Below are 23,965 nucleotides of genomic sequence, written 5' to 3' on the forward strand. Positions count from 1 at the left end.
CGCCCTTAGGCGTTCGTGGTCTGGACTGTCCCTTCACCATGGGCCGAAGCCTTTAGGTGCTACCCATCCAGTCTCTACACCTTCAACGGATTTCTCCGAAGCTTGGCTCGGGATTGGCATGCTGAGAGTTCAGCGAAGCGTTCCCCGACTTTGAGTAGATCGACTGCACCCTTTCGTTGTGCAGCCCCCAATTATGCAACCAGGAATCCTGTGCTCTATCCTGCTGAGCTACGTAGACTAATCGTTCTTCACAGCACGGTTCGTACCTGATGCCTCTTCGAATATCAATACATTCCGCTTCAGAGAGTAAGGCAGTCCGCGCGCGGGCTCAACAATCTTTTGCTTCGCGGAACGGCCCGGTGCACATCATCATCTACGGTTTGGAGGCGCAAGAGGTCAACCCGCTCGATCGACTATCGAACGCCGCGCCGTTGTGGAGGCAGCGAAGCCTTACAAGAAAGGCGAAGCAATCTTACCGCCGGCTGTTTGCTTGCCAAACGCTCGCTGTCGATGTCGAGGAATCTGCCAGTCCGAGAGCTTCTCGTGCCAAAACGAGGGCGCAGAATTCCTCCGCCGTTCGCAGGTTGATCAGAAATTTATACCGATATCGGTACCGAAAATAATCCAATATCTTCAGTAGGTTGAAGGAGTGGTAAAACCGGTATGCCCTAAAAACTGCTCTATCCTGCTGAGCTACGTGGACACTGAATTGCTCTTTAACCCGAGGCAGCCATTGGATCAACCGCGTTCTTCATCGCGGTCGATCTCTTCCTCGGCTTTCTTCGCGTTGACCGGCAATCAGCTCGTCAGGCGCTGTTCGGCCAGTTTCACCCAGTAGGAAATGCCATAAGCGATGGCGTCATCATTGAAATCATAACCGGGATTGTGAAGCCCGGCCGAATCGCCGTTGCCGATGAAGATGAAGCAGCCCGGCCTTTCCTTCAGCATGAAGGAGAAATCCTCTCCCGCCATGGAGGGATCGACATCGGGGTCGACATTGGGTTCGCCCGCCACATCGCGGGCCACACGAATGGCGTGGTCGGTCTCGGCGGCGTGGTTGAAGGTGACCGGACAATAACGCTCATAAACGACTTCCGCTTCCGCGCCGTTGGCAAGGGCGACACCTTCAGCCATCTGCTTGATGCGATCCTGCGCCAGATCGCGCACTGTTTCATCCAGGCTGCGCACCGTGCCGGCGATCAGCGCCTCGTTGGGAATGATGTTGTGGCTTGAGCCGGCCTGAAAGCGGGTGACGGAGACGACAACCGAACGGATGGGGTCGGCGTTGCGCGAGGCGATCATCTGCAGGTTGCCGACGATCTGCGCGCCGATGGTAATGGGGTCGATGGTGCGGTGCGGCTGCGCCGCATGGCCGCCACGGCCCTTGACGGTGATCGAGAATTTGTCGGGTGCCGCCATGATGCCGCCCTTGCGGATGGCGAAGGCGCCGAGCGGAATGCCCGGCATGTTGTGCATGCCATAGACCTCGTTGATGCCGAAACGCTCCATCAGGCCGTCCTCGACCATGGCAAGCGCGCCGGCGCCGCCTTCTTCCGCCGGCTGGAAGATGACGGCGATGGAGCCGGCGAAGTTGCGGGTCTCGGTGAGATATTTGGCCGCGCCGAGCAGCATCGCCGTGTGGCCGTCATGGCCGCAAGCATGCATGGCGCCCGCGGTTTTGGAGGCCCAGGGCTTGCCGGTTTCCTCGAGGATGGGCAGCGCGTCCATATCCGCGCGAAAGCCGATGGTGCGATTGCCCGGAAGATTGCCCCTGATGATGCCGACGACACCCGTGCGTCCGAGACCGGTCACGATTTCGTCAACGCCGAAAGATTTCAGCTTCTGCGCAACGAAGGCTGCGGTGTTGTCGACATCATACAAAATCTCGGGATTTTCATGCAGGTGACGCCGCCATTCGCTGACTTCCTGCTGGAGTTCGGCGGCTCTGTTCAAAATTGGCATTCGTTCATTCCTGGGTTCATCGGTACGGCGTGCGGTAAAATCCTATCCTCCGTGCCGGATAGTGCGCCGCATAATTGACGTAATCAATGTACTTTGCCATTGCTAGGACATATATGGTGAATATTGCCATTCCCCGACCGAAGACGGGAATTCGAGGACAAGCATTGCCACAGATTTTTAAATCGTCAAACGCCGCCCGACGGCTCTCCGCAGCTATTGCCATCGCGACCGCAGGCCTCGTCGCCGCGGCGCCCGTGGCCAATGCCAATCCGAAAATGGTTGTCGATGTTAAAACCGGCAAGGTGATTTCCCATCAGGAAGCCTTCCGCAAATGGTATCCCGCTTCGCTCACCAAGCTGATGACCGCCTATATCGCCTTTTCGCAGATGAAGGCCGGCAAGATCAGCCCGCAGACGGAAGTGGTGATGAGCAAGAAGGCCGCGGACCAGCCGGCCTCGAAAATGTATTTCAAGCCCGGCCAGAAGCTGACGATGGATAGCGCTTTGAAACTGCTGCTCATCAAATCCGCCAATGACATCGCCGTGGCGATTGCAGAGACCATCGGCGGCACCAGCGATAATTTCGTGGCGCAGATGAATGCGCAGGCCCAGCGGCTGGGCATGAGTTCCACCCGTTACATCAATGCCAATGGCCTGCCCGGCAAGGGACAATATACGACAGCCCGGGATCTGGCGCTGCTGGCGCTGATCATCAAGCGCGAGTTTCCGGAATATGCCCATTATTTCTCGCTGGAAGGCGTCAGCACCGGCAAGAAGAACTATGCCAATTTCAACATGCTGGTCGGCCGTTTCGATGGCGCGGACGGTATGAAGACCGGCTTTATCTGTGCCTCCGGCTTCAATCAGGTGTCGTCGGCCGTGCGCAATGGCCGCTCTGTCATCACGGTCGTGTTGGGCGCGGACAGCCTCGCCGGGCGCACCGACCAGTCGGCCGATCTGTTGCAGATGGGTCTGACGGCCCCTTCTGGCCAAGGCGTTTCGCTGGCCGCGCTGGCGCCCTATGGCGATACCGGTGATGTGAACGATATCAGCGCCGAGATCTGCAACCCGAAGGCCGCCAAGGTGCGCAGCGAAAGCCGCGACGAGGCCGGCCGCATGGTCATCCATTCCCCCTATGTTCAGGAAATGACCCGCCCGCCCGAATATTCCTTCGCCGGCCTCATTCCCGGCAGCGAGACGGTGGCGGTGAATGCCACCAAGGGAGCCGGTAAGGGCGAACTCGCGAACGTGCCGATTCCGATCCCGCGCCCGACATTCTGACGATCGGTGATTTCCTTAAGGGAGAGCCTCGCGGTTGCAATGCGGTTTGTGTATTCGCAGGTCGATGATGTTATGATATTACAGTGTCGCTCGCGGCTTGCAGGCGCGGGCGATTTCTTTTAGCTCCAAGCGGCTCCGGGTTTCGTGTCGTCCAGTGACCTGCCGGAGCGGCCATCAACACACAGGCAGGTCATGTCTCGCGATCGCATCCCGGTTTCCATCATCACCGGATTTCTCGGCGCCGGAAAATCGACGCTGCTCAACCGGCTCCTCAAGGATCCGGCGATGAGCGATGCGGCGATCATCATCAATGAATTCGGCGATGTCAGTATCGATCATATGCTGGTCGAAAGCGCTGGTGAGGGCATTATCGAACTGGCGGAAGGCTGCCTGTGCTGCACGGTGCGCGGCGAGCTGGTGGATACGCTGGCGGAACTGATGGACGGCATCCAGACAGGCAAGCTGAAGCCGGTAAAACGGGTGGTGATCGAGACGACGGGCCTTGCCGATCCTGCCCCCGTCATGCAGTCTGTAATGGGCAACCCGGTCATAGCGCAGAATTTCGTTCTGAACGGTGTGATTACCGTGGTGGACGCCGTGAACGGCCTTTCCACGCTCGACAATCACCAGGAGGCGGTGAAACAGGCCGCTGTGGCCGACCGTCTGGTAATGACCAAGCGCGCGCTTGCCGATGCCGCGACGATTTCCACGCTGACAGCCCGTCTACAAGCGCTCAATCCGCGTGCGATCATTGAGGATGGCGACAAAACCGATTGGAGCGCTGCGGGGCTTCTCGACAACGGCCTTTACGACGCCGGCAGCAAGAATGCCGATGTCGGTCGCTGGCTGGGCGAGGAGGCGGAGCACGATCACCATGAACATGATCACGAACAGGGTCATCACCACCACTATCATGGCGAACACGACAACCATCACCACGACGTGGCCCGGCACGATGCGTCTATCCGTTCTTTCTCGATCGTTCACGAAGAACCGGTCAGCCCGATGGCGATCGACATGTTCGTGGATCTGCTGCGCTCGGCGCATGGGGAAAAGCTTCTGCGCATGAAGGCCATTGTCAAGCTGTCGGATAATCCGGGCCGGCCGCTGGTGCTGCATGGGGTGCAGAATATTTTCCACACGCCCGAGCGCCTAGCGGCCTGGCCGGATCCGGTCGATCAGCGTACGCGTATGGTGCTGATTACGAAGGATTTGCCTGAGGCTTTCGTCCAGGACCTGTTCGCGGCCTTCACAAGCACACCGGGTGTCGACCGGCCGGACAGGCAGGCGATGACGGATAATCCGCTGGCGGTCTCCGGGTTGCGGTTTTAGGGCGTGTCGTGATGGTCTAGGTCGGTGGGAGTGGTTCACCCCCCTCTGTCCTACCGGACATCTCCCTCTCAAGGGGGATCGACAAGCGGCTTGCTCCGACCATCTTTATGGGGACAGCAACCCGAAGTGCAGAGCTGGTGAGAAAACGAGCAGTCGCCGCAACTGATCTCCCCACCTTGAGGGGGAGATGCCGGGCAGGGCAGAGGGGGTAAGCCCGGAGCGTCAGCATTGAACGCCGGTTACCCGCCCTTCAAAATCCGAAACCGGTGTCCCTTATCCAGCGCAGTGGTTTCCACCAGGCTATGCCCATCCTCATTGCACATATGCGCAATATCGATCACCGCCAGCGGATCGGTCGTCTCGACGGTCAGAACATCTCCCGCCTTCAGGGTTGCGAGTTTCTTGCGGCTTCTCAAAACCGGAAGGGGGCATTTAAGCCCCCTCAAATCATAGACGATCTCGGCCGTGTCGCTCATTCCTTGGCCCAGAACTTCCAGAACGGCTTCTTTTCCGGCGCTTCCGGAGCAGCAGGTGCTGCGGAATAGGCAAGCGGGTTCATGGCCGGAACCGGGACGCTCTGCCCGGCTGCTGCGGGGGTAGCCGAGGCAACCATCGTCGGTGCCGCGGGGGCCGGGTTCGATTGCGGTGCTGCGGGCTGTACTGCCGAAGGACGCGGGCCACGCAGGGAAGAGGCGGTTGCGGTCGTCGCCGGTGAGGACGACGTCACCTGCTGCGCCTTTTTCTCCATCAACGCGGCATATTCGGTTTCCTTCATCAGCTTGCCGGCCTTCAGCGCCGAGCCAGTCGGGGCATAGGCGGGCTCGCGGCCCTTGCGCTTTTCGGCCACCAGCGCCTTGCGCTCGGCTTCGCTCGGATCGTACCAGGCCATGCCGTCATATTTCTTCATCGCCTTTTCATAGGCGAGATCGTAGGTCTTCTCGTAGCTGGAGAGTGCGCTGACGAGCGCCGGCGGTGTGCTCATGGCCGGGCATTGGGCAGACGCATTGAAGCTGCCGCCTTCCGTCTGCTGGTTGAAGACATATTTCTTCTCGCAGACATTCACTTCCGGCGGGCGCTTGGTCACTTCGAAATTGTCGTATCCGACCTTCAGCATCTTCCAGAATTCGAGATGTTCGCTCTTGCGATGACGGGCCATGTTTTCCGCCGTCATGCGGAAGGGGAAGGCCTGCAGTTGCACTGTCTTCTGGCCGCCCTTGAAGGCGTCGCGCGCAAAACCGTAGATTTCAAGAATCTGCGCATCCGTCATCGAATAACAGCCGGAGGAGGAGCAGGCACCGTGGATCATCAGATTGGTGCCGTTGCGGCCATTGGCGGCATCATAGCGGTTCGGAAAGCCGGTATTGATGGCGAGGTAATATTTCGAGTTCGGATTGAGATGCGCAGGCGTCAGGTTATAGAAACCTTCAGGCGCCTGCCGGTCACCCTCTTTCACCTTGGGGCCGAGCTTTCCGGACCAGGCGCATATCTGGTATTCGGCGATTTTGTCGAAGCGGTTGTCGCGCTTGGCCTTCCAGATTTCCAGCGCGCCTTCTTCCTTGAAGATGCGGATCATGATCGGCGAGGTGCGATCCATGCCCTTTTTGTCGATCTCGGCCAGGATGGACGGAGACAGCGGGTAATCGACCTTGTTCTTGATGTGGGACACATCGCGTTCGACGGTTTCGAGCGTGTCGTTGCAACCGGCAAGAATGAGCGCAGTGCAGGCAAGAAGTGCAAAATGTGTCAAACGCATGATCTGATCCGAAAGACGATGGCACGAAACGGCGGCAGTTCTACACCGTCCCGTGTGTATTTTAAATACGGTATTAACCGTTTACATCTTCTTAACTCAAATCGGATTCGCCCCGCGGCCGCCGATACATCTTTTGATGTGACCGGACTATGGCCGAGTTGGGGCGATATCAAAGGAAAATAAGGCCGGACTTAGAGGTTCCGCCCAATATCCAGGAATTTCTGGCGGCGTTCGGCGCGCAGCTGCGTGCCCGAGCGCTGGGAAAGATCGGCCAGAGCCGTGGCGATAACGTCACCCGTCGCATTGATGACGGTTTCGGGAGCGCGATGCGCGCCGCCGATCGGCTCGGGAATGATTCCGTCGATAACGCCGAGCGCCTTCAGATCCTCCGAGGTGATCTTCATGTTGGTCGCGGCTTCCTTGGCGCGGGTCGAATCGCGCCAGAGAATGGAGGCGGCGCCTTCTGGCGAGATCACCGAATAAATCGCATGTTCGAGCATATAGACGCGGTTGCCCGTAGCAATCGCAATTGCGCCGCCCGAGCCGCCTTCGCCGATGACGACGGAGACGATCGGCACCTTCACGTTGAGGCACATTTCCGTCGAGCGGGCGATGGCTTCGGCCTGGCCGCGCTCTTCCGCGCCGACGCCGGGATAGGCGCCTGCCGTATCGATGAGGGTGATCACCGGCAGCGAGAAACGGTCGGCCAGTTCGAGCACCCGGATCGCCTTGCGGTAACCTTCCGGGCGCGGGCTGCCGAAATTATGCTTCAGGCGGCTTTTGGTGTCGTTGCCCTTTTCCTGGCCGATGATGGCGACGGGCTGACCGTTAAAACGGGCAAGGCCGGCCTGAATGGCGGCGTCTTCGGAAAATTTGCGGTCGCCGGCGAGCGGCGTGAAATCGGTGAACAGCGTCTTGGCATAATCGACGAAATGCGGACGCTGCGGGTGACGCGCGACCTGCGTTTTCTGCCAGGCGTTCAGCTTGGAATAGATGTCCTGCATCGCGTCGTTGACGCGCGATTCCAGGCGGTTGATCTCCTCCGAGGTGTCTATGCTCTCGTCTTCATCGGCAAGCTTCTTCAGCTCGATAATCTTGCCCTCAAGGTCCGAGATAGGTTTTTCGAAGTCGAGATAATTGTGCATGAGATCCGTTTCCGATCGTTTTGCGCAAGGTTTGAGCCGGATTATCCGGCGGTTCCGGTCGCTCTAATCAAGGTTTTTGCCCTGTTTGGCAAGGGGGTGATGCGTTTGTACCAGCTCTTGCAAGCGTTCTTCCAGCACATGTGTATAGATTTGTGTCGTGGAAATGTCGGAATGGCCGAGCAGTTCCTGCACCGCGCGCAGATCCGCACCGTTCTGCAGCAGGTGGCTGGCAAAGGCGTGGCGCAGGACGTGCGGCGATATGGCGGACGGGGTTAAGCCCGCACGAATGGCGATGTCCTTCAGGTCGCGGGCGAAGACCTGGCGGGGCAGGTGGCCTTCCTTGCTGCTGGAAGGAAATAGCCACGGGCTTTCCGGTGTCTCCGGTTTTTTCTGCGAAGCGGCCACCTTGCTTTTCTCGGATGCGAGCGCCTTTCTGGCAGCCTCGTATTTTTCCATCGCCTCGATGGCGGCGCGGGAAAGAAGGACCATGCGGTCCTTGTTACCCTTGCCGCGTATCATCAGGAAGCGGCCTTCCTGACGCAGCACCTTGACCGGCAGCGAGACGAGTTCGCTGACACGCATGCCGGTGGCGTAAAGCAGTTCGAGCAGAAGATGCATGCGGATGCGGGCAAGCTGGCCCGGGCCTTCGGTTGCCGCTTCCTGCGCCGCGAGACCAAGAAGCCGGTTCACATCGGCGACGCTCATCGTTTTCGGTAAAGCGAGACCTTTCCTCGGCGCGTCGATGATGCCGGTCGGGTCGTCGCCGCGCAGCCCTTCCGAATAGAGAAAGCGATAAAACTGCCGCATGGATGAGAGGCGCCGCGCCTGCGAGGTGGCGGCAAAACCCTGCGCGGAAAGATGGCTCAGATAGGCGGAAAGGTCAGGCGTCTGCGCCTGCGTCAGGGACTGGCCGCGCTGACCGAGAAATTCGCGCAGATCGGAAAGATCGCGCTCATAGGAAGAGAGCGTGTTGGCGGCAGCCCCGCGTTCGGCGCTCATCATTTCCAGAAAACTTTCCAGCCGCGTACCGTCGCGCCCTGCCATCGGTTGTCCGCTCATGGGGTGCGCCTTGCCGGTTCGGTCGACGGCGGGTTCAGCCGCTCGGAAGGGATGCGGACCGTCACTTCGCGGTCGCGCGGTTTGACGACCATGACGAGCAGAACCATGCCGCCATAGATCAGCCCCGCGATGGTCGCCAGTATCATCGTGAAGCGGAAGAGGGTGGGCATGGCGGCTCCGTGAAAGTGGCGGTCGAAATTTATATGCGGTGCGGTGAACGCGGCGACAAGATCAAAATGCCCGCTCCGCCCCATGCCGCATGCGGCGATGATTGTGATTCACCGCAATTCAGTCAGCAATTTGGCTTGACGCTTCGTAAACATTTGCAGATATCCATGCCAAACGGGCTTTCAAATCTATGAATGAAACGAATTTATCCGTCCCGGCCACACTCGGGGAGCAAGCGCGGGCAAAGCTCGGACGGCGCAACATCGTCTTCGTCGGGCTGATGGGGGCTGGAAAGTCGGCGGTGGGCCGCATGGTCGCCCAGCAGCTCAGGGTTCCTTTCATTGATACGGATGTCGAGATCGAGCGCGTGTCGCGCATGACGATATCGGAACTTTTCGCTACCTATGGCGAGGAAGAATTCCGGGCGCTGGAAACGCGGGTCATCAAGCGGCTGCTGCGCGGCGGCCCCAAGGTCATTTCCACCGGTGGCGGTGCTTTCATCAACGACAATACCCGTCGGCACATCGCGCGCGGCGGCATTTCATTGTGGCTGAAGGCCGATCTCGAGGTGTTGTGGGAGAGGGTCAACAAGCGCGATCATCGCCCGCTTCTCAAGACCGAAAACCCCAAGGCCACGCTGGCGGCCCTGATGGAGAAACGCTATCCGATCTATGCAGAAGCGAATCTGACCATCGAATCCCGTGATGTCCGCAAGGAAATCATCGTGACCGAAGTGCTGGCCGCCATAGTCGGCATCGAACAGAAAGACTGATCCCATGACGCCTTCCGAAATTCACGCCGATGAACGTCTCGTCCATGTGCCGCTTGGCGAGCGCGCCTATGACATTCTGATCGGGCCGGGCGTCATCGGCCGGGCGGGCGGCGAGATTTCGGCGCGGCTGAAGGGCAAACGCGCGGCGATCATTACCGACGAACATGTTGCGCCGCTTTATCTCGAAGGCCTGATGGATGGGCTGCAGACAGATGGCATTGAGGCCGTCTCGCTGACGTTGCCGGCTGGCGAAAAGACCAAGAGCTTCGAGCATCTGGTCACCGTCTGCGATGCGGTTCTCTCCGCAAGGGTGGAGCGTAACGATGCGGTGATCGCGCTCGGCGGCGGCGTGATCGGCGATCTCGCCGGTTTTGCCGCCGGCATCGTGCGCCGTGGCGTGCGCTTCGTGCAGATACCGACCTCGCTTCTGTCGCAGGTGGATTCCTCCGTCGGCGGCAAGACCGGTATCAACACCCGCCACGGCAAGAATCTGATCGGTGTTTTCCACCAGCCCGATCTGGTGCTGGCGGATACGGCGGTGCTGGATACGCTAAGCCCGCGGGAATTCCGCGCCGGTTATGCCGAAGTTGTTAAATACGGCCTGATCGACAAACCGGATTTCTTCTTCTGGCTGGAAAAAAACTGGGATGACATCCGCACCGGCGGCCCGGCCCGCATTCAGGCGATTGCGACCAGCTGCCAGGCCAAGGCAGACGTGGTGGTGGCCGATGAAAAAGAAAACGGCGTGCGCGCCCTTCTGAACCTCGGTCACACTTTCGGTCACGCACTGGAAGCGGCAACCAATTACGACAGCAAGCGGCTGGTGCACGGCGAAGGCGTCGCCATCGGCATGGTGCTGGCCCACCAGTTCTCCGCCCGCCTCAATCTGGCAAGCCCCGACGATGCCGCCCGCGTCGAGGCACATCTGAAGGCCGTCGGTCTGCCGACCACGATGAAGGATATTCCCGGCGAATTGCCGCCGGTCGAAACCTTGATGGCGGCGATTGCGCAGGACAAGAAGGTCAAGGGCGGCAAGCTCACCTTCATCCTTACCCACGGCATCGGCCAGTCCTTCGTGGCTGACGATGTGGCGGCGTCCGAGGTGCAGTCGTTCCTGACGGAGAAGCATCCGGGATGAGATGTTGAGCGATACGGTGAGGGCGCCCCCTCATCGCCTCGCTCCGCTCCGGCACTTCTCCCCGGCGGGGAGAAGAACAAGCCGCTTTGGCAATGCTATACGGGGGAACGGCGCTGGCGCTTTGAGCAAGGCGTTGCCGCCCGGTTTCTTCTCCCCGCCGGGGAGAAGGTGGCCCAAAGGGCCGGATGAGGGGGCTTGCTCTCGGCTCCAATGACCACCTAGAACCGCACCGCTTCCCCCGGTGCCGCCGCCTCTATCGCCAGCGCATGCAGCCCGGCGTCGAGTTCCGGCTTCAAAACAGCGTTGATCGCCCGATGGCGTTCGACGCGAGACTTGCCGGAAAAGCTTTCCGACACTATCTGAACACGCATATGTGTCTCGCCCGTACCGGTTATATCCGGCTGGTGGCCCGCATGCATCTGGCTTTCATCGACAACCCTCAGGCGTTCCGGCGAAAAGCTCTGCCGAAGCTTCGTTTCTATGCGTTCTCGCAGGGACATGCAGAGGGCTCCAATCCTGTTGGCTGGTCTTTGAAAGGGGCTACCTAAAAGCCTGTAACATTCCACTTTGTCAATTCTTGTTGTGCGGCTTTTCGCACCCCATAATCAGGGCATCATGAAACTGGATTCGAAATATTTCGACCGCATCCGCACGCGCCGGAAAAGGGAGCGGGAACCTGAGGTTCAGGCCCCAACCTGCCAGTGGGACGGATGCGACAAGCCGGGCGTTCACCGGGCACCCGTCGGCCGCAATGCCGAGGGGCAATTCTTCCTGTTCTGTTTTGAGCATGTGAAGGAATACAACAAGGGCTATAATTACTTTTCCGGCCTCTCCGACAGCGAAATCGCCCGTTACCAGAAGGAAGCGATCACCGGCCATCGCCCCACCTGGACGGTGGGCGTGAACAAGACTGCGCGCGACAGCCCGCTGCATTCCACTTTGCGCTCCGGCTCGGCCAGCGGCAACGCGCGTATTCGCGATCCTTTCGGCTTTACCGGCGGTTTTGCCGGCGGAGGAAGGGCCGGCGGCACGCGCATGCAACAGGACCGCAAACTGAAGACGCTGGAGGCAAAAGCCTTCGATACGCTCGGTCTTCCGTCCAGCGCAAAGCAGGAAGACATAAAAAGGCGTTATAAGGAGCTTGTCAAAAAGCACCATCCTGATGCTAATGGTGGCGATCGTGGTTCGGAAGAACGTTTTCGGGCTGTTGTTCAAGCATATCAATTGTTAAAGCAGTCAGGTTTCTGCTAAGCCAACTTACGTGTTTACCGCCTGATTGATGATGTGGCCGGGTGGCTGCCGCCCGCCTTGGAGACGTGATGAGCAAAATCGACCTTGATATTTCCAACCTGCCCGACACGACGGTGTCCGTGCGGGAGGTTTTCGGCATTGATACGGATCTGCGGGTTCCCGCCTATTCCCAGGGTGACGCCTATGTGCCGGACCTCGATCCCGACTATCTTTTCGACCGCGATACGACGCTCGCGATCCTTGCCGGTTTTGCTCACAACCGACGTGTCATGGTCTCCGGTTTCCACGGCACGGGCAAATCCACCCATATCGAGCAGGTCGCTGCCCGCCTGAACTGGCCCTGCGTGCGCGTCAATCTTGACAGCCACGTCAGCCGTATCGACCTCGTCGGCAAAGACGCTATCGTCCTCAAAGACGGCAAGCAGGTTACGGAATTCAAGGACGGCATCCTGCCCTGGGCTTATCAGCATAATGTCGCGCTGGTCTTCGACGAATACGATGCCGGTCGTCCGGACGTGATGTTCGTCATCCAGCGCGTGCTGGAATCTTCCGGCCGCCTGACGCTGCTCGACCAGAGTCGCGTCATCCGTCCTCACCCGGCGTTCCGCATTTTTGCGACCGCCAACACCGTCGGCCTTGGCGATACGACCGGGCTCTACCACGGCACGCAGCAGATCAACCAGGCGCAGATGGACCGCTGGTCCATCGTCACCACGCTGAACTACCTGCCGCACGAGCAGGAAGTGAACATCATCGCCGCCAAGGTGAAGAGCTTCGACAATCCGAAGGGCCGTGAAACCGTCTCCAAGATGGTGCGCGTGGCCGATCTCACCCGTTCGGCTTTCATCAATGGCGACCTTTCCACGGTCATGAGCCCGCGTACCGTCATCACCTGGGCGGAAAATGCGGAAATCTTCGGCGATCTCGCCTTTGCCTTCCGCGTAACCTTCCTCAACAAGTGCGACGAGCTGGAGCGCACGCTGGTTGCCGAACAGTATCAGCGGGCCTTTGGCGTCGAGCTGAAGGAAAGCGCTGCGAACATCGTTCTCAGCGCCTGATCGTCCCCGGCTTGTCCGGAGACGATTTCGATGACTTGAAGACGCTGGCAGACTGCGCGCATATCGATGGGCGGTCTCCACGCGTCGGCAAATGACAGGAAAGACAATGGCAGGGCGCGGCGACAATTCCAGAGCAAAACCGGGTACGGCGGTCGATACGGAGCCGTTGCGTCAGGCGATTGCCGGATGCGTGCGATCCGTCGCTGGCGATGCCGAAGTCGAAGTCGTCTTCGCCAATGAACGGCCGGGCCTTGCCGGCGAGCGCATGCGCCTGCCGGAAATCTCCAAGAAACCGACAGCGCAGGAAATCGCCATCACCCGCGGTCTCGGCGATTCCATGGCGTTGCGCCTTGCCTGCCATGATGCCGATACCCACGCGGTCATGTCGCCGCAGGGCGCCGAAGCGCGGCTGATTTTCGATGCTGTCGAACAGGCGCGCGTGGAATCGATCGGCGCGCTGCGCATGCCCGGCATGGCCTCCAACATCCAGGCCATGAACACCGAAAAATACGCCAAAGCCAACTTCGCCGGCATCAACAACAAGGACGATGCGCCGCTTGCCGAAGCTGTGGCGCTTCTGGTGCGCGAGAAGCTGACGGGTGAGAAGCCGCCGGAAAGCGCCGGCAAGGTTGTCGATCTGTGGCGCGATTTCATCGAGGACAAGGCCGCCGGCGACCTCAAGGATCTCTCCAGCGTCATCACCGACCAGAAGGCCTTTTCGCGGCTGGTGCGCAAGATGCTGACCTCCATGCAGATGGCGGAGGATTTCGGCGACGAGGATAACGAGCCCGAGAGCCAGGAAGCGGAATCCAACGAGGACCAGCCGCGCACCAACGAGACCGAAGAGGAACAGGTCGAGGAAGAGGCCGGCTCCGACGCGACGCCCGCCGATGAAAACGAGGCCTCGCAGGAGGAAATGGAAGAAGGCGAGATGGACGGCGCCGAGATGTCGGACGAGGAAATGTCCGACGATCTCGACGAGGATTCCGAAACGCCCGGCGAGACCCGCCGCCCCAACAGCCCCTTCGACGACTTTAATGAAAAGGTCGATTACCGCATCTTCACCCAGGAATTCGACGAGGAAATTCACGCCGAGGAACTGTGCGACGAGGCGGAACTCGACCGTCTGCGCGCCTTCCTTGACAAGCAGCTCGCTCATCTTCAGGGCGCCGTCGGACGGCTGGCAAACCGGTTGCAGCGCCGCCTGATGGCGCAGCAGAACCGTTCCTGGGACTTCGATCTGGAAGAGGGCTACCTCGATCCGGCCCGCCTCGTCAGGCTCATCATCGATCCCATGCAGCCGCTCTCCTTCAAGAAGGAGCGCGACACCAAGTTCCGCGATACCGTCGTCTCGCTCGTCATCGACAATTCCGGTTCGATGCGCGGCCGTCCGATCACCGTTGCAGCCACCTGCGCCGATATTCTGGCGCGCACGCTGGAGCGGTCCGGCGTGAAGGTGGAGATTCTCGGCTTCACCACCAAGGCGTGGAAGGGCGGACAGTCGCGCGAACAGTGGCTCGCCAATGGCAAGCCCGCTTCGCCGGGCCGCCTCAATGATCTGCGCCATATCATCTACAAATCGGCGGATGCGCCGTGGCGGCGCGCGCGTCGCAATCTTGGCCTGATGATGCGCGAGGGGCTGCTCAAGGAAAACATCGACGGTGAAGCACTGATGTGGGCGCATAACCGCCTGATCGGCCGCCCCGAGCAGCGCAAGATCATGATGATGATCTCGGACGGTGCACCGGTCGATGATTCGACGCTGTCGGTCAATCCCGGCAACTATCTGGAACGGCATCTGCGCGCGGTCATCGAGCAGATCGAGACGCGCTCACCGGTGGAACTGCTGGCAATCGGTATCGGCCACGATGTGACGCGCTATTATCGCCGCGCCGTGACCATCGTGGATGCGGACGAACTGGCCGGCGCGATGACCGAGCAGCTTGCGGCGCTCTTCGAGGATACGAGCGGTGCTTCCGGTTCGTCCCGCAGGCTGCGCCGTGCCGGATAAGCGGGGCCGGGCTTCTTCCCTCTGCAAGACGCTTGCGATGGCCGCCATTCTCGCGGCCGCATGGCTGTTCCCGGTTTCCATCGGCGCTTCCACCATCGATGTGCCGGTGAGCGCGCGTCTGCTCTCCTCTTTCGAGGTCGGCACCAGCGAAAAACGTTTCGGCAAGCTGGAATTTGTCGGCGGCATGGTGATGAGCGCGCCGGAAAAGCTGTTCGGGGCGATATCGTCCATCCGTTTCCGCCCCAATGGGGAGGACTTTGTTGCGGTGCTGGATACCGGCCATTGGCTGACGGGCAGGGTCTTGCGTGACGCTCGCGGTGCTTTGTCCGGAATTGCCGATGCGCGCATCACCCCCATGCTGGACATGAGCGGGCGCGAACCGCCGCGCAAGATGGAGATGGATGCGGAAGGGCTGGCGCTGCGCGACGGCAAGGTGTTCGTCAGTTACGAGCAGCGACACAGGATCGATATCTATCCCGATCCGGGCTTCGCCACCGCAAAGCCGCTCGAACGTCTGCCATATCTCATCCCCAGCAACGAGTTGCGTCATAATGGCGGCCTGGAGGCTCTCGCGGTATCGCCGGCCGATTCGCCGCTCGCCGGCGCTCTGGTCGTCGTGGCTGAAAAAAGTATCGATACGGACGGCAATCTTCTCGCCGCCATATTGGAAGGCCCGCTGAAGGGCACATTCGCCGTCACGCATCATCCGTCATTCGACGTGACGGACGGTGCGTTCCTTCCCAATGGCGACCTGCTGCTTCTCGAGCGCCGCTTCAATTTCGCTGAAGGCGTGGGTATGCGCATCCGTCGCATCCGTGGTGCTGATATCCGGCCGGGTGCTGTGGTGGATGGCGAAATCCTCATGGAAGCCGGCATGGCCTACCAGATCGACAATATGGAAGGCATGGATGTGGTGAAGGGGCCGGACGGCTCGACGCGCCTCATCATCGTTTCCGATGACAATCACTCGTTCCTCCAGCGCAACCTGATGCTGGAATTCAAGCTGGTGGAGTGAAATCAGGCCTGCTGCTGCTGTGCCGCCTTGTAGGCTGCCATCAGGTCCTCGACGGGAATGCCGTCGATCTTCATGCCGGTCATTCGGCATGACGTTATCTGCGCACCCGACAGGTTTGAGTTGCTCAGTTTCAGACCGGAAAAATTGACGTCATCGATCGACCAGCCGGACATGTTGTTATCCGTGAACGACGCACCTGACAAATTGATATTGTTGAAGCTCGCCCCGGAAAGATTGACGTTGTCGAAGACCGTGCCGGATAGATTGACGTCGTTGAAGGTTGAGCCTGAAAGCGTGGCGCTGGCAGCCTCCACGATGTCTATAACGTCCTTGATCTGCATGTCGACCTGCCTCCGCGCTGTGCCACGGACGACAGACTGCAATGCTGACGGCTGGCTTGCAAGCGCGATTTGATCCGCGCTTGCCCGGCCTCAAACGCGGCCCGTTTTGACGGTGTCCGGCATCGGCTTCAGCGTGTTCATCAGCGCGCCGTAGGGCAGGAGCATGACGAGGCCGACGAGAACCTTGACCGACAGATCGCCCAGCGCCCAGGAAATCCACCGAGGGGCCTCCAGAGCGAAAACGCCGAGCAGCGGCGCGCTTTCGGTGGCGAAGGCGTCGTTGGGGCCGACAAAGGAGAAGCTCGCGGCAAAGGCGATGGAGAAGAACAGGGCCGTGTCCAGCACCGATCCCAGCATCGAGCCCGCGAGTGGCGCATGCCACCAGCGCTGGCGGCGCAGGCGGTTGAACACGGAAATATCCAGCAACTGGCCGATCAGATAGGCGGTGCCGGACGCAACAGCGATGCGCGGAATGGATGTCCAGAAGGACAGCGTGACACCGACGACGAAGCCAGCAAGCACGACGCGACGCGCTATGGACGGGCCGAACTGGCGGTTGGTGAGGTCCGTGACGAGGAAGGCGATCGGATAGGTGAAGGCACCCCAGGTCAAAAGGTCGCCGAGATTGACGCCGAACAACGAGCCGGAAAGCGGGTATTGCACCAGAATATTGGACGCGACGACCACCAAAGTCATCAGCAGAACATAGATAAGCGTAAAACGCAGATAGGGCATTTTTTTATCCTGGGTGATGCCACCAGTTGGAGCCAAGCATCGGAAGAAAACGTCTCAAACGGTTTTCGCAAAACCCGATGCAACGAAAATCTGGAACAAACAAAAGGCTTGAGCGGCAAAAGCCATCCAAGCCTTCTGAATATCAAATGATGTCGAAGCCGCTATTAAGCAGCTTCAGCCGTCTTCTTGGCGATCTGGCGGCGCAGGAGACGAGCGCGCATGCTCAGTTCGTTTTCGCCGGACTTCAGAAGGAAGGCATCGAGGCCACCACGGTGTTCAACGGAGCGCAGAGCGGCTGCGGAAACACGCAGGCGGAAACGCTGGCCGAGAGCATCGGAGATCAACGTGACCTGGCAGAGATTCGGAAGGAACCGGCGCTTGGTCTTGTTGTTGGCGTGGCTGACGTTGTTGCCCGTCTGGACGCCCTTGCCGGTCAATTCGCATACACGGGACATGGGTACACCTATTTCGTTTCGTCTGTTTCACCACTGGCTCGCCACCGGCAAAACCGGGGTGGCAATCCAACTGGCCATGATTGGAAAGTTGCGGTTCTATAGTCAGACGGGACCTAACAGTCAAGCCGCTCGCGATCAAATGAAAGGAAATTCCGGCGTTTTCAACCGGCATCCGCTTTTTTATTGCCACAAGTCAGCGTATATGATCGCCCGATAAGGCCGCTTCCGCGCCTCTTTTAAGGTGATATCGAAATGATTGCCAGAGGAAAAAGCATTTTCGTGGCCGCGACAATAGCGTTGACGGGCGTCTCCCCCTCGCTCGCCGCCGAAGCGCGCCACACAAGCGAATACAGCATCAATCTCGGCATTTTGCCGATTGCCAGGGCGAGTTTCTCGACTCGCATGGATGGGCCGAATTATTCGATCTCCGGTTCCTTCAGCGCCGCCGGCCTCGCCAGCATCCTCAAGGATATTTCCGGCAAGACGACCGTTTCCGGCGCCAAGCGCGGCCACCGGCTGCAGGCCAACGAATATTCGCTGGTCTACAAGGACGGCAAGCGGGTACGCACCTATGACGTTGTCTATCGCAACGGCAACGTCACATCGACGACGGTGAAACCCGAGCCGAAAGCCCGGCCGGACAACTGGGTTGACGTGAAAGACCGCGACCTGCGCTCGGTTCTCGATCCGATTTCCGGCCTCATCATTCCAGCCGGCGGCCGCATCTGCCCGACTCGCCTGCCGATCTATGACGGCGAATCGCGGCTCGATCTGGTTTTGAGCTCCAGCGGCACCAGGCCGTTCAAGACCAACGGTTTTAACGGCGACGCCATCGTTTGCAAGGCGCGGTATGTGCCGAAGTCGGGTTACAGGCAGGGGCGCAAGGATATCGAATATCTGAAATCCATCTCCATGGAGATCTGGTTCGCCAAGTCGAACAACATGGATGTCTATGCGCCTGTCTACGCCATCATTCCGACCCGGGTGGGGCAGGTCTATATCACCGCTACGAAATACGGCGGCTGACCAAGATTGGTGGCAGGGCAATTGAAAGTAGGCGTCGCCGCGTATTTCCTCTCCCCGGCGGGGAGAAGAAACAAGCGGAGCACGACCGGGCCTCTAATTGCTCTCAGGGTTACGCCGCATCACCTGGCGACCAGCCCGGCTCGGCCATAACGAAGCTCGAAAAGGCAAAGCCCGGCGAGACGGTGCAGCCGACGAGCGTGAAGTCACCGCGGCTTTCGGCCGATTGCCAGCAATTGGCGGGAACGATGACCTGCGGGCGCTCGCCTTCAAGAACGGCGGGGCCGAGCGTGAAGGTCCGCACTTCCCGACCGTCCTGCGAAAGATGCAGCGCAATCGGCGCGCCGGCATAATAGTGCCAGACCTCAACCGCATCGGTGACCCGGTGCCAGTGCGAGCGGTCGCCCTTTTCCAGGAGATAATAGATTGCCGTCGAATGACCGCGCTCACCGCCTGCCTTGTCGCGGAACGTCTGGTGGTAAAAACCGCCCTCGGGATGCGGCTCCAGCCCCAGTTCGCGAATGATCGCCTGCGCCGATATCTCCGTTCCCATCAGAAATTGTCCTTGCGTGTGCGGATTTCCGCGAAAACATCGGCATCGGTGGCGCTTTCAAGGCCGAGATATTTGCGAATGCCGGCATCGGCCACCCGCATATAGGGGTTGGTCTGTTTTTCGAGCCCGATGGTGGTGGGAATGGTGAATTCATTCGCCTGTCGCGCCTTTTCGATGTGGGCCGCGCGCTCGCTCAGTACAGCATTTTCCGGGTCGACGGTGAGGGCGAAACGGGCGTTCGTCAGTGTATATTCATGGCCGAAATAAACTTTGGTCTCATCCGGCAGTGCCATGAGCTTCTGGAAGGAATGCCACATATCCGCCGCCGGACGTTCGAACAGGCGGCCGCAACCCATGGCAAACAGCGTATCGGCGGCAAACAGCAGCCCGTCATCGGGCAGATAATAACAGATATGGCCTGCCGTATGTCCGGGCGTGGCGATAACCTGAACGCGGCGGCCGGCGAATTCGAATTCGTCGCCATCGGCCTGCGAACGGTCGAGGCCCGGAATCGCAACCGCTTCGTCATAGGGGCCGTGAATTTCGCAGCGGAACCTGTCTTTCAGAGCCAGATTGGCTTCCACATGGTCCTGATGGTGATGAGTGGTCAAGATATGGGTGAGTTTCCAACCGTGGCCGTCGAGCGCCCGCAGGATAGGCCCTTCTTCCGGGGCGTCTATGGTGGCCGTCGCGCCGCTTTCAGGATCGTGCAGGAGCACCCCGAAATTGTCGCTGCGGCAAATAAAGACGTCTATTTCCAAAGGTTTCATCTTATCCTCTCCATTTGCCGGCCAAAACCGGCGCATTCGCCCGCCTGCTTTCCTATGTAAGGGCAGACGCCTTGAAGTCCAACCGCCTGATGCTACATTCTCGCCCATGAATACCGATATCGTCGATCTGCGCGAATTCTATCATTCTCCGCTTGGCCGCGCGGCCGAGCAGGCGATCACCATGGCGCTTTCGACGCTGTGGCCGCCTTTGCCGGAAGAGCGGCTGGTCGGCCTTGGTTACGCCGTGCCGTTTCTGGAGCGGTTCCGTCGCGATACGGAGCGCACCTTCGCCTTCATGCCGGCGGGGCAAGGGGCTGTGAACTGGCCGGCGGGCGAGCTGTCTTCCACGGCGCTGGTCTTCGACGAGGAACTGCCGCTGCCTGATTCGTCGATAGACCGGGTCTTGATGGTGCATGCGCTGGAATTTGCCGAAAATCCGCGCGAAAGCCTAAAGGAACTGTGGCGGGTGCTGGCGCCCGGCGGCCGCCTCGTCATCGTGGTGCCGAACCGGCGCGGCGTCTGGGCGCGCATGGAACATACACCTTTCGGTTCTGGAAGACCCTATTCACGTGGACAGCTGACGGCGCTTTTGCGCGAAACCAATTTCACGCCGGGCGCCTCCGCCGAGGCGCTGTTCTTTCCGCCCACCACAAGCCGGCCAATACTGAAATTCCGCCGTTATCTCGAACATACGGGCCGCAGGCTGTGGCCGCTGTTTTCCGGTGTCATCGTGGTGGAAGCGCAAAAGCGTCTCTATCAAGGGCTGCCAGTCACCCAGCGCGCCTCGCGCCGGGTTTTCGTGCCCGTGCTGGCCCCACAGGGCGTGCCCACCACCCGCGCCGCGGCAAGCCAGAGAAAGCCGCGCTGACCCTCGACAAAGTGCCCATTCCGGTCTAATGCCTCCGGCATTGCTTTTGCCGGGTTCTCCGGCGTTTTTCCAAAGGTCGATCAAATGAGTGCAGAGCTTAGCCAACCTGTTCCGCGTCCGGGTATTCTGGATATCGCCGCTTATGTTCCGGGCAAGGAACATGTGGACGGCGTCGCGAAGGTTTATAAGCTCTCCTCCAATGAAACGCCGCTTGGGCCGAGCCCGAAGGCGATCGAGGCTTTCAGCGCTGCCGCCAGCCATCTGGAAATCTATCCGGACGGTCAGGCGATTGCGTTGCGTCAGGCGATTGCCGACGTGCATGGCCTCAACATTGCAAACATCCTGTGCGGCAATGGTTCAGACGAGCTTCTCGGCCTGCTTTGCCACGTTTATCTGGGTGCGGGCGATGAAGCGATCATCACCGAACACGGTTTCCTCGTCTACAAGATCCAGATCATGGGCGCGGGGGCGACCCCGGTGACGGTGAAGGAAAAGGATTGCGCTGTTGATGTGGATGCGATCCTCGCCGCTGTGACGCCGAAGACCAAGATGGTTTTTCTCGCCAATCCGGGCAATCCCACCGGCACCTATGTTCCCGTTGCGGAAATCCGCCGCCTGCAGGCAGGCCTGCCGAAACATGTCGTGCTGGTGCTGGATGCGGCTTATGCCGAATACGTGCGCAAGAATGATTACGAGGCCGGGCTTGAACTGGTCTCCGGCAACCGCAACGTGGTGATGACCCGCACCTTCTCGAAGGTCTATGGTCTCGCCGCCCTGCGCGTCGGCTGGATGTATGCCCCTGTCGATATTATCGACGCGCTGAACCGCGTGCGCGGGCCGTTCAATATGAGCGCGCCGGCTATCGCGGCGGGCGCTGCGGCCATCCGCGATCAGGCCTTCGTAGAGAAGGCCGTGGCGCATAACGCGCTGTGGATGGAGAAGCTGGTCACGGCCTTTACCGGCCTTGGCCTTACCGTCACGCCTTCGGTCACCAACTTCATCCTCATCCATTTCCCGGATCAGGACGGCAAGCGCGCGGCGGATGCGGACGAGTTCCTGAGCCGCCGCGGTTATATTCTGCGTGCGGTGCGGGGGTATGGTTTCCCGAATGCGCTGAGAATGACCATCGGTTCTGAAGAGGCCAATCTCGGCGTCATCGCGGCCCTCACCGAGTTCATGGGGCAGGCGTGATGGCTGAGATCATGTTCGAACGCATCGCGCTGATCGGCATCGGCCTGATCGGCTCGTCGATTGCCCGCGATGTCAGGGAATTGGGGCTTGCCCGCCATGTGACCATTTCCACCCGCAGTAAAGATACGCTGACACGGGCGGAGGAACTGGCGCTTGGTACGGATTACACCGTTTCGGCGGCGGAGGCGGTCAAGGATGCCGATCTCGTCATCGTCTCGGTGCCGGTCGGTGCTTCGGAAAGTGTGGCGCAGCAGATCGCGCCGCATCTGAAGCCGGGCGCCATCGTCACCGATGTCGGCTCCACCAAGGCTTCTGTTATCGCGCAGATGGCACCGCATATTCCTGACAACGTGCATTTCATTCCCGGCCATCCGCTGGCGGGTACGGAAAAATCCGGCCCGGATGCCGGTTTTGCCGGTCTCTTCCGCGAGCGCTGGTGCATCTTCACGCCGCTGCCGGGCACGGATGCCGCGGCGCTCGAAAGGCTGAAGGATTTCTGGCGAGCGCTCGGGTCGCGCGTGGATGAAATGGATGCCGAACACCACGACAAGGTTCTGGCGATTGTGTCGCATCTGCCGCACATCATCGCTTACAATATCGTCGGCACGGCGGACGATCTGGAGACGGTGACCGAATCGGAAGTCATCAAATATTCCGCCTCCGGTTTCCGCGATTTCACCCGTCTTGCCGCCTCCGATCCCACCATGTGGCGGGATGTCTGCCTGCATAACAAGGATGCAATCCTTGAGATGCTGGCGCGGTTTTCCGAAGACCTCGCTTCGCTGCAAAGGGCGATCCGCTGGGGAGAAGGCGACAAGCTGTTCGAACTGTTTTCCCGCACCCGCGCTATCCGACGCTCGATCGTCCAGGCCGGTCAGGATGTTGACGCGCCGGACTTTGGGCGTCACGCGCTGGATCAGAAGAAGTAGGGCGCATTTAGTCTCCCTCTGTCATCCTCGGGCTTGACCCGAGGATCCACGATTCGACGCAGCATGGATCCTCGGGTCAAGCCCGAGGATGACAGAGGGTATAAATCAACTGCTCAAATCGGCGGGATTTTCCCAAGCGGAATAAAGCCGCTGACCGTGGCGCGGCCACGATCTACCACGAGATCGACGGATGCCCGGTCACCGCCGCCGGCGAGCGCGCCGAGCAGTTTGCGGGCCGTATCGATGGTGGATTGCAACTGCGGGAAAACCTGCTTGGCATTGTCCGACCATGCGCCGAGCTTTTCGATCTCCAGCTTGAACTTGCCCGAAAGATAGCCCTCATTGTCGAAGGAGAAGGGGCCGCTGATGCGCATGGTGCGGCCCTCGCCAATATCGGCCACCAGCCGGCGAAGCTCGCCGCTCGCGCCATAAAGGCCCGATCTGTCGCTGCCGTCCACCATGCCCGCCTTGCCGGCAAGGGTGACATCGGCAATGGCGTTGAGGCGCGGAAGAACCTGCGGCCAATCCTTGATGACAGTTGCCGAATCGGTGAGCGTGATCGCGCCATCGAGATCGGCGCCGTTCTGGCGCAGATGCATTTCGGTCTTGACGGCATCGAAATCGATTGTCTGGCCGGTCACGGAAGAAACCGCCTGCGCTTTCAGCCCGTCGATGATGAGCGAGCTGCGGTCGATGCCCTTCAGCTTGGTAACGATGCTGGACTGCATGTTCTGCCAGGCGGCTGAGATCGTCAGGCCATGGGCGGAACGGATTTCCGCCGGCGAATCGAGTTCCCAGACGATGTGGCCGGGATTATAGACCTGCGCCGCCGAGCGAAGTTCGCCGAAGGAAGCCGAAACGCCGTTCTCCTTGTCATCCACCGTCACCCTGGAGCAGAAGAGACCGATGCGGAAGGGATAACCCTTGAAGGCGATGTCGCCGCATTCACCGCTGACGTTGCGGGCCTGCGAGGGGGCAATGACGTTCAGAACCGTCTGTTTCAGCCTATCGGCGGCATAAAACCACCCGGCGGTATAAAGTCCGATGACCACGAGGATGGCGATGGCGAGCCAGAGGAATTTTTTGGCGGTGCCGGATTGGCTTGACGCTGCCATATTGATCTCCGATGAACAGACTTCAGACAATTTTGATTTGG

25 protein-coding genes are annotated in these 23,965 nt (G+C 59.9%); 12 read left to right on the forward strand and 13 right to left on the reverse strand.

The window, feature by feature from the left end:
- Positions 1-798: 798 nt before the first annotated feature.
- Positions 799-1,962 carry a M20 aminoacylase family protein gene (locus tag O9X91_RS08880; protein WP_077985243.1) on the reverse strand — a complete coding sequence of 388 codons (1,164 nt, stop codon included), beginning with the start codon at positions 1,960-1,962 and terminating at the stop codon, positions 799-801.
- Between the two features lie 164 nt (positions 1,963-2,126).
- On the opposite strand from O9X91_RS08880, the gene O9X91_RS08885 reads away from it, so the two are divergent.
- The gene (locus tag O9X91_RS08885; protein WP_162520353.1) at positions 2,127-3,242 is read left to right on the forward strand and encodes a D-alanyl-D-alanine carboxypeptidase family protein; all 1,116 of its coding nucleotides are present in this window, start codon (positions 2,127-2,129) and stop codon (positions 3,240-3,242) included.
- Between the two features lie 192 nt (positions 3,243-3,434).
- A complete protein-coding gene (locus O9X91_RS08890) occupies positions 3,435-4,574 on the forward strand; it encodes a CobW family GTP-binding protein (RefSeq protein WP_142912096.1) in 1,140 nt (379 codons plus the stop codon).
- 239 nt (positions 4,575-4,813) lie between these two features.
- On the opposite strand, the gene O9X91_RS08895 is transcribed toward O9X91_RS08890, so the two are convergent.
- The 5 genes from O9X91_RS08895 to O9X91_RS08915 form a co-directional block, all read right to left on the reverse strand.
- Positions 4,814-5,050, reverse strand: a complete 237-nt coding sequence (locus tag O9X91_RS08895) for a sulfurtransferase TusA family protein (protein WP_142912095.1) — start codon at positions 5,048-5,050, stop codon at positions 4,814-4,816.
- A complete protein-coding gene (locus O9X91_RS08900; protein ID WP_137411431.1) occupies positions 5,047-6,327 on the reverse strand; it encodes a L,D-transpeptidase family protein in 1,281 nt (426 codons plus the stop codon). Before O9X91_RS08900 ends, O9X91_RS08895 begins: the two co-directional genes overlap by 4 nt.
- 191 nt (positions 6,328-6,518) lie before the next feature.
- Entirely contained in the window at positions 6,519-7,472 is a 954-nt protein-coding gene (locus tag O9X91_RS08905; RefSeq protein ID WP_077985239.1) for an acetyl-CoA carboxylase carboxyltransferase subunit alpha, read from the reverse strand.
- Between the two features lie 63 nt (positions 7,473-7,535).
- Positions 7,536-8,531, reverse strand: coding sequence for a site-specific tyrosine recombinase XerD (gene xerD, locus O9X91_RS08910; protein ID WP_142912093.1), 996 nt, complete (start codon positions 8,529-8,531; stop codon positions 7,536-7,538).
- Entirely contained in the window at positions 8,528-8,701 is a 174-nt protein-coding gene (locus O9X91_RS08915) for a hypothetical protein (protein WP_035239639.1), read from the reverse strand. The genes xerD and O9X91_RS08915 overlap by 4 nt, the downstream gene beginning before the upstream one ends.
- 188 nt (positions 8,702-8,889) lie before the next feature.
- Between O9X91_RS08915 and O9X91_RS08920 the strand changes: the two genes are divergently transcribed.
- Complete coding sequence (locus tag O9X91_RS08920) at positions 8,890-9,471, forward strand: shikimate kinase (RefSeq protein ID WP_269833687.1); 582 nt, start codon at positions 8,890-8,892, stop codon at positions 9,469-9,471.
- Positions 9,472-9,475: 4 nt separating this feature from the next.
- A complete protein-coding gene (gene aroB / locus O9X91_RS08925) occupies positions 9,476-10,609 on the forward strand; it encodes a 3-dehydroquinate synthase (RefSeq protein ID WP_269833688.1) in 1,134 nt (377 codons plus the stop codon).
- A gap of 218 nt (positions 10,610-10,827) precedes the next feature.
- Here the strand turns inward: aroB and O9X91_RS08930 are convergent, their stop codons facing one another.
- Positions 10,828-11,109 carry a BolA family protein gene (locus tag O9X91_RS08930; protein ID WP_077985233.1) on the reverse strand — a complete coding sequence of 94 codons (282 nt, stop codon included), beginning with the start codon at positions 11,107-11,109 and terminating at the stop codon, positions 10,828-10,830.
- Between the two features lie 115 nt (positions 11,110-11,224).
- Here O9X91_RS08930 and O9X91_RS08935 point away from each other — a divergent pair, with 115 nt between their 5' ends.
- From O9X91_RS08935 to O9X91_RS08950, 4 genes are all read left to right on the forward strand, one after another.
- Positions 11,225-11,860 carry a J domain-containing protein gene (locus O9X91_RS08935; RefSeq protein ID WP_077985232.1) on the forward strand — a complete coding sequence of 212 codons (636 nt, stop codon included), beginning with the start codon at positions 11,225-11,227 and terminating at the stop codon, positions 11,858-11,860.
- A 68-nt stretch (positions 11,861-11,928) separates the two neighbouring features.
- On the forward strand, positions 11,929-12,918 hold the full coding sequence (gene cobS / locus O9X91_RS08940) for a cobaltochelatase subunit CobS (protein ID WP_003523293.1): 990 nt from the start codon (positions 11,929-11,931) through the stop codon (positions 12,916-12,918).
- A gap of 106 nt (positions 12,919-13,024) precedes the next feature.
- The gene (gene cobT / locus O9X91_RS08945) at positions 13,025-14,929 is read left to right on the forward strand and encodes a cobaltochelatase subunit CobT (RefSeq protein WP_269833689.1); all 1,905 of its coding nucleotides are present in this window, start codon (positions 13,025-13,027) and stop codon (positions 14,927-14,929) included.
- Between the two features lie 37 nt (positions 14,930-14,966).
- On the forward strand, positions 14,967-15,944 hold the full coding sequence (locus O9X91_RS08950; RefSeq protein ID WP_269823430.1) for an esterase-like activity of phytase family protein: 978 nt from the start codon (positions 14,967-14,969) through the stop codon (positions 15,942-15,944).
- Positions 15,945-15,946: 2 nt separating this feature from the next.
- Here the strand turns inward: O9X91_RS08950 and O9X91_RS08955 are convergent, their stop codons facing one another.
- From O9X91_RS08955 to rpmB, 3 genes are all read right to left on the reverse strand, one after another.
- The gene (locus O9X91_RS08955) at positions 15,947-16,285 is read right to left on the reverse strand and encodes a pentapeptide repeat-containing protein (protein ID WP_026364030.1); all 339 of its coding nucleotides are present in this window, start codon (positions 16,283-16,285) and stop codon (positions 15,947-15,949) included.
- 90 nt (positions 16,286-16,375) lie between these two features.
- A complete protein-coding gene (locus tag O9X91_RS08960) occupies positions 16,376-17,020 on the reverse strand; it encodes a queuosine precursor transporter (RefSeq protein ID WP_077985230.1) in 645 nt (214 codons plus the stop codon).
- Positions 17,021-17,184: 164 nt separating this feature from the next.
- Positions 17,185-17,475 (reverse strand): 50S ribosomal protein L28, encoded by a 291-nt coding sequence (gene rpmB / locus O9X91_RS08965; protein ID WP_003509888.1) that lies wholly within the window; start codon positions 17,473-17,475, stop codon positions 17,185-17,187.
- Positions 17,476-17,727: 252 nt separating this feature from the next.
- On the opposite strand from rpmB, the gene O9X91_RS08970 reads away from it, so the two are divergent.
- Positions 17,728-18,501 (forward strand): DUF3108 domain-containing protein, encoded by a 774-nt coding sequence (locus O9X91_RS08970; protein WP_077985228.1) that lies wholly within the window; start codon positions 17,728-17,730, stop codon positions 18,499-18,501.
- A 109-nt stretch (positions 18,502-18,610) separates the two neighbouring features.
- Here the strand turns inward: O9X91_RS08970 and O9X91_RS08975 are convergent, their stop codons facing one another.
- Complete coding sequence (locus O9X91_RS08975; RefSeq protein ID WP_162520351.1) at positions 18,611-19,051, reverse strand: cupin domain-containing protein; 441 nt, start codon at positions 19,049-19,051, stop codon at positions 18,611-18,613.
- A complete protein-coding gene (gene gloB, locus O9X91_RS08980; RefSeq protein WP_269833690.1) occupies positions 19,051-19,821 on the reverse strand; it encodes a hydroxyacylglutathione hydrolase in 771 nt (256 codons plus the stop codon). Before gloB ends, O9X91_RS08975 begins: the two co-directional genes overlap by 1 nt.
- Before the next feature lie 106 nt (positions 19,822-19,927).
- Between gloB and O9X91_RS08985 the strand changes: the two genes are divergently transcribed.
- The 3 genes from O9X91_RS08985 to O9X91_RS08995 all read left to right on the forward strand — a co-directional run bounded on the left by O9X91_RS08985 (position 19,928) and on the right by O9X91_RS08995 (position 22,809).
- On the forward strand, positions 19,928-20,689 hold the full coding sequence (locus O9X91_RS08985; RefSeq protein ID WP_269823433.1) for a class I SAM-dependent methyltransferase: 762 nt from the start codon (positions 19,928-19,930) through the stop codon (positions 20,687-20,689).
- An 84-nt stretch (positions 20,690-20,773) separates the two neighbouring features.
- Entirely contained in the window at positions 20,774-21,880 is a 1,107-nt protein-coding gene (hisC, locus tag O9X91_RS08990) for a histidinol-phosphate transaminase (protein ID WP_142912085.1), read from the forward strand.
- A complete protein-coding gene (locus O9X91_RS08995) occupies positions 21,880-22,809 on the forward strand; it encodes a prephenate/arogenate dehydrogenase family protein (protein ID WP_142912084.1) in 930 nt (309 codons plus the stop codon). Before hisC ends, O9X91_RS08995 begins: the two co-directional genes overlap by 1 nt.
- A 113-nt stretch (positions 22,810-22,922) precedes the next feature.
- Here the strand turns inward: O9X91_RS08995 and O9X91_RS09000 are convergent, their stop codons facing one another.
- Positions 22,923-23,924: a DUF2125 domain-containing protein gene (locus tag O9X91_RS09000; protein WP_142912083.1), complete on the reverse strand. Its 1,002-nt coding sequence runs from the start codon at positions 23,922-23,924 to the stop codon at positions 22,923-22,925.
- Between the last annotated feature and the right edge of the window lie 41 nt (positions 23,925-23,965).

Origin of the sequence: Agrobacterium salinitolerans, from assembly GCF_027498475.1 — a bacterium.
GTDB lineage: Bacteria > Pseudomonadota > Alphaproteobacteria > Rhizobiales > Rhizobiaceae > Agrobacterium > Agrobacterium salinitolerans.

Coding starts and splice junctions, on each gene's coding strand:
- O9X91_RS08880 (WP_077985243.1), bottom strand. CDS start 1,962: ATGCCAATTTTGAACAGAGCCGCCGAACTCCAGCAGGAAGTCAGCGAA.
- O9X91_RS08890 (WP_142912096.1), top strand. CDS start 3,435: ATGTCTCGCGATCGCATCCCGGTTTCCATCATCACCGGATTTCTCGGC.
- O9X91_RS08895 (WP_142912095.1), bottom strand. CDS start 5,050: ATGAGCGACACGGCCGAGATCGTCTATGATTTGAGGGGGCTTAAATGC.
- O9X91_RS08900 (WP_137411431.1), bottom strand. CDS start 6,327: ATGCGTTTGACACATTTTGCACTTCTTGCCTGCACTGCGCTCATTCTT.
- O9X91_RS08905 (WP_077985239.1), bottom strand. CDS start 7,472: ATGCACAATTATCTCGACTTCGAAAAACCTATCTCGGACCTTGAGGGC.
- xerD (WP_142912093.1), bottom strand. CDS start 8,531: ATGAGCGGACAACCGATGGCAGGGCGCGACGGTACGCGGCTGGAAAGT.
- O9X91_RS08915 (WP_035239639.1), bottom strand. CDS start 8,701: ATGCCCACCCTCTTCCGCTTCACGATGATACTGGCGACCATCGCGGGG.
- O9X91_RS08920 (WP_269833687.1), top strand. CDS start 8,890: ATGAATGAAACGAATTTATCCGTCCCGGCCACACTCGGGGAGCAAGCG.
- aroB (WP_269833688.1), top strand. CDS start 9,476: ATGACGCCTTCCGAAATTCACGCCGATGAACGTCTCGTCCATGTGCCG.
- O9X91_RS08930 (WP_077985233.1), bottom strand. CDS start 11,109: ATGTCCCTGCGAGAACGCATAGAAACGAAGCTTCGGCAGAGCTTTTCG.
- O9X91_RS08935 (WP_077985232.1), top strand. CDS start 11,225: ATGAAACTGGATTCGAAATATTTCGACCGCATCCGCACGCGCCGGAAA.
- cobS (WP_003523293.1), top strand. CDS start 11,929: ATGAGCAAAATCGACCTTGATATTTCCAACCTGCCCGACACGACGGTG.
- cobT (WP_269833689.1), top strand. CDS start 13,025: ATGGCAGGGCGCGGCGACAATTCCAGAGCAAAACCGGGTACGGCGGTC.
- O9X91_RS08950 (WP_269823430.1), top strand. CDS start 14,967: ATGGCCGCCATTCTCGCGGCCGCATGGCTGTTCCCGGTTTCCATCGGC.
- O9X91_RS08955 (WP_026364030.1), bottom strand. CDS start 16,285: ATGCAGATCAAGGACGTTATAGACATCGTGGAGGCTGCCAGCGCCACG.
- O9X91_RS08960 (WP_077985230.1), bottom strand. CDS start 17,020: ATGCCCTATCTGCGTTTTACGCTTATCTATGTTCTGCTGATGACTTTG.
- rpmB (WP_003509888.1), bottom strand. CDS start 17,475: ATGTCCCGTGTATGCGAATTGACCGGCAAGGGCGTCCAGACGGGCAAC.
- O9X91_RS08970 (WP_077985228.1), top strand. CDS start 17,728: ATGATTGCCAGAGGAAAAAGCATTTTCGTGGCCGCGACAATAGCGTTG.
- O9X91_RS08975 (WP_162520351.1), bottom strand. CDS start 19,051: ATGGGAACGGAGATATCGGCGCAGGCGATCATTCGCGAACTGGGGCTG.
- gloB (WP_269833690.1), bottom strand. CDS start 19,821: ATGAAACCTTTGGAAATAGACGTCTTTATTTGCCGCAGCGACAATTTC.
- O9X91_RS08985 (WP_269823433.1), top strand. CDS start 19,928: ATGAATACCGATATCGTCGATCTGCGCGAATTCTATCATTCTCCGCTT.
- hisC (WP_142912085.1), top strand. CDS start 20,774: ATGAGTGCAGAGCTTAGCCAACCTGTTCCGCGTCCGGGTATTCTGGAT.
- O9X91_RS08995 (WP_142912084.1), top strand. CDS start 21,880: ATGGCTGAGATCATGTTCGAACGCATCGCGCTGATCGGCATCGGCCTG.
- O9X91_RS09000 (WP_142912083.1), bottom strand. CDS start 23,924: ATGGCAGCGTCAAGCCAATCCGGCACCGCCAAAAAATTCCTCTGGCTC.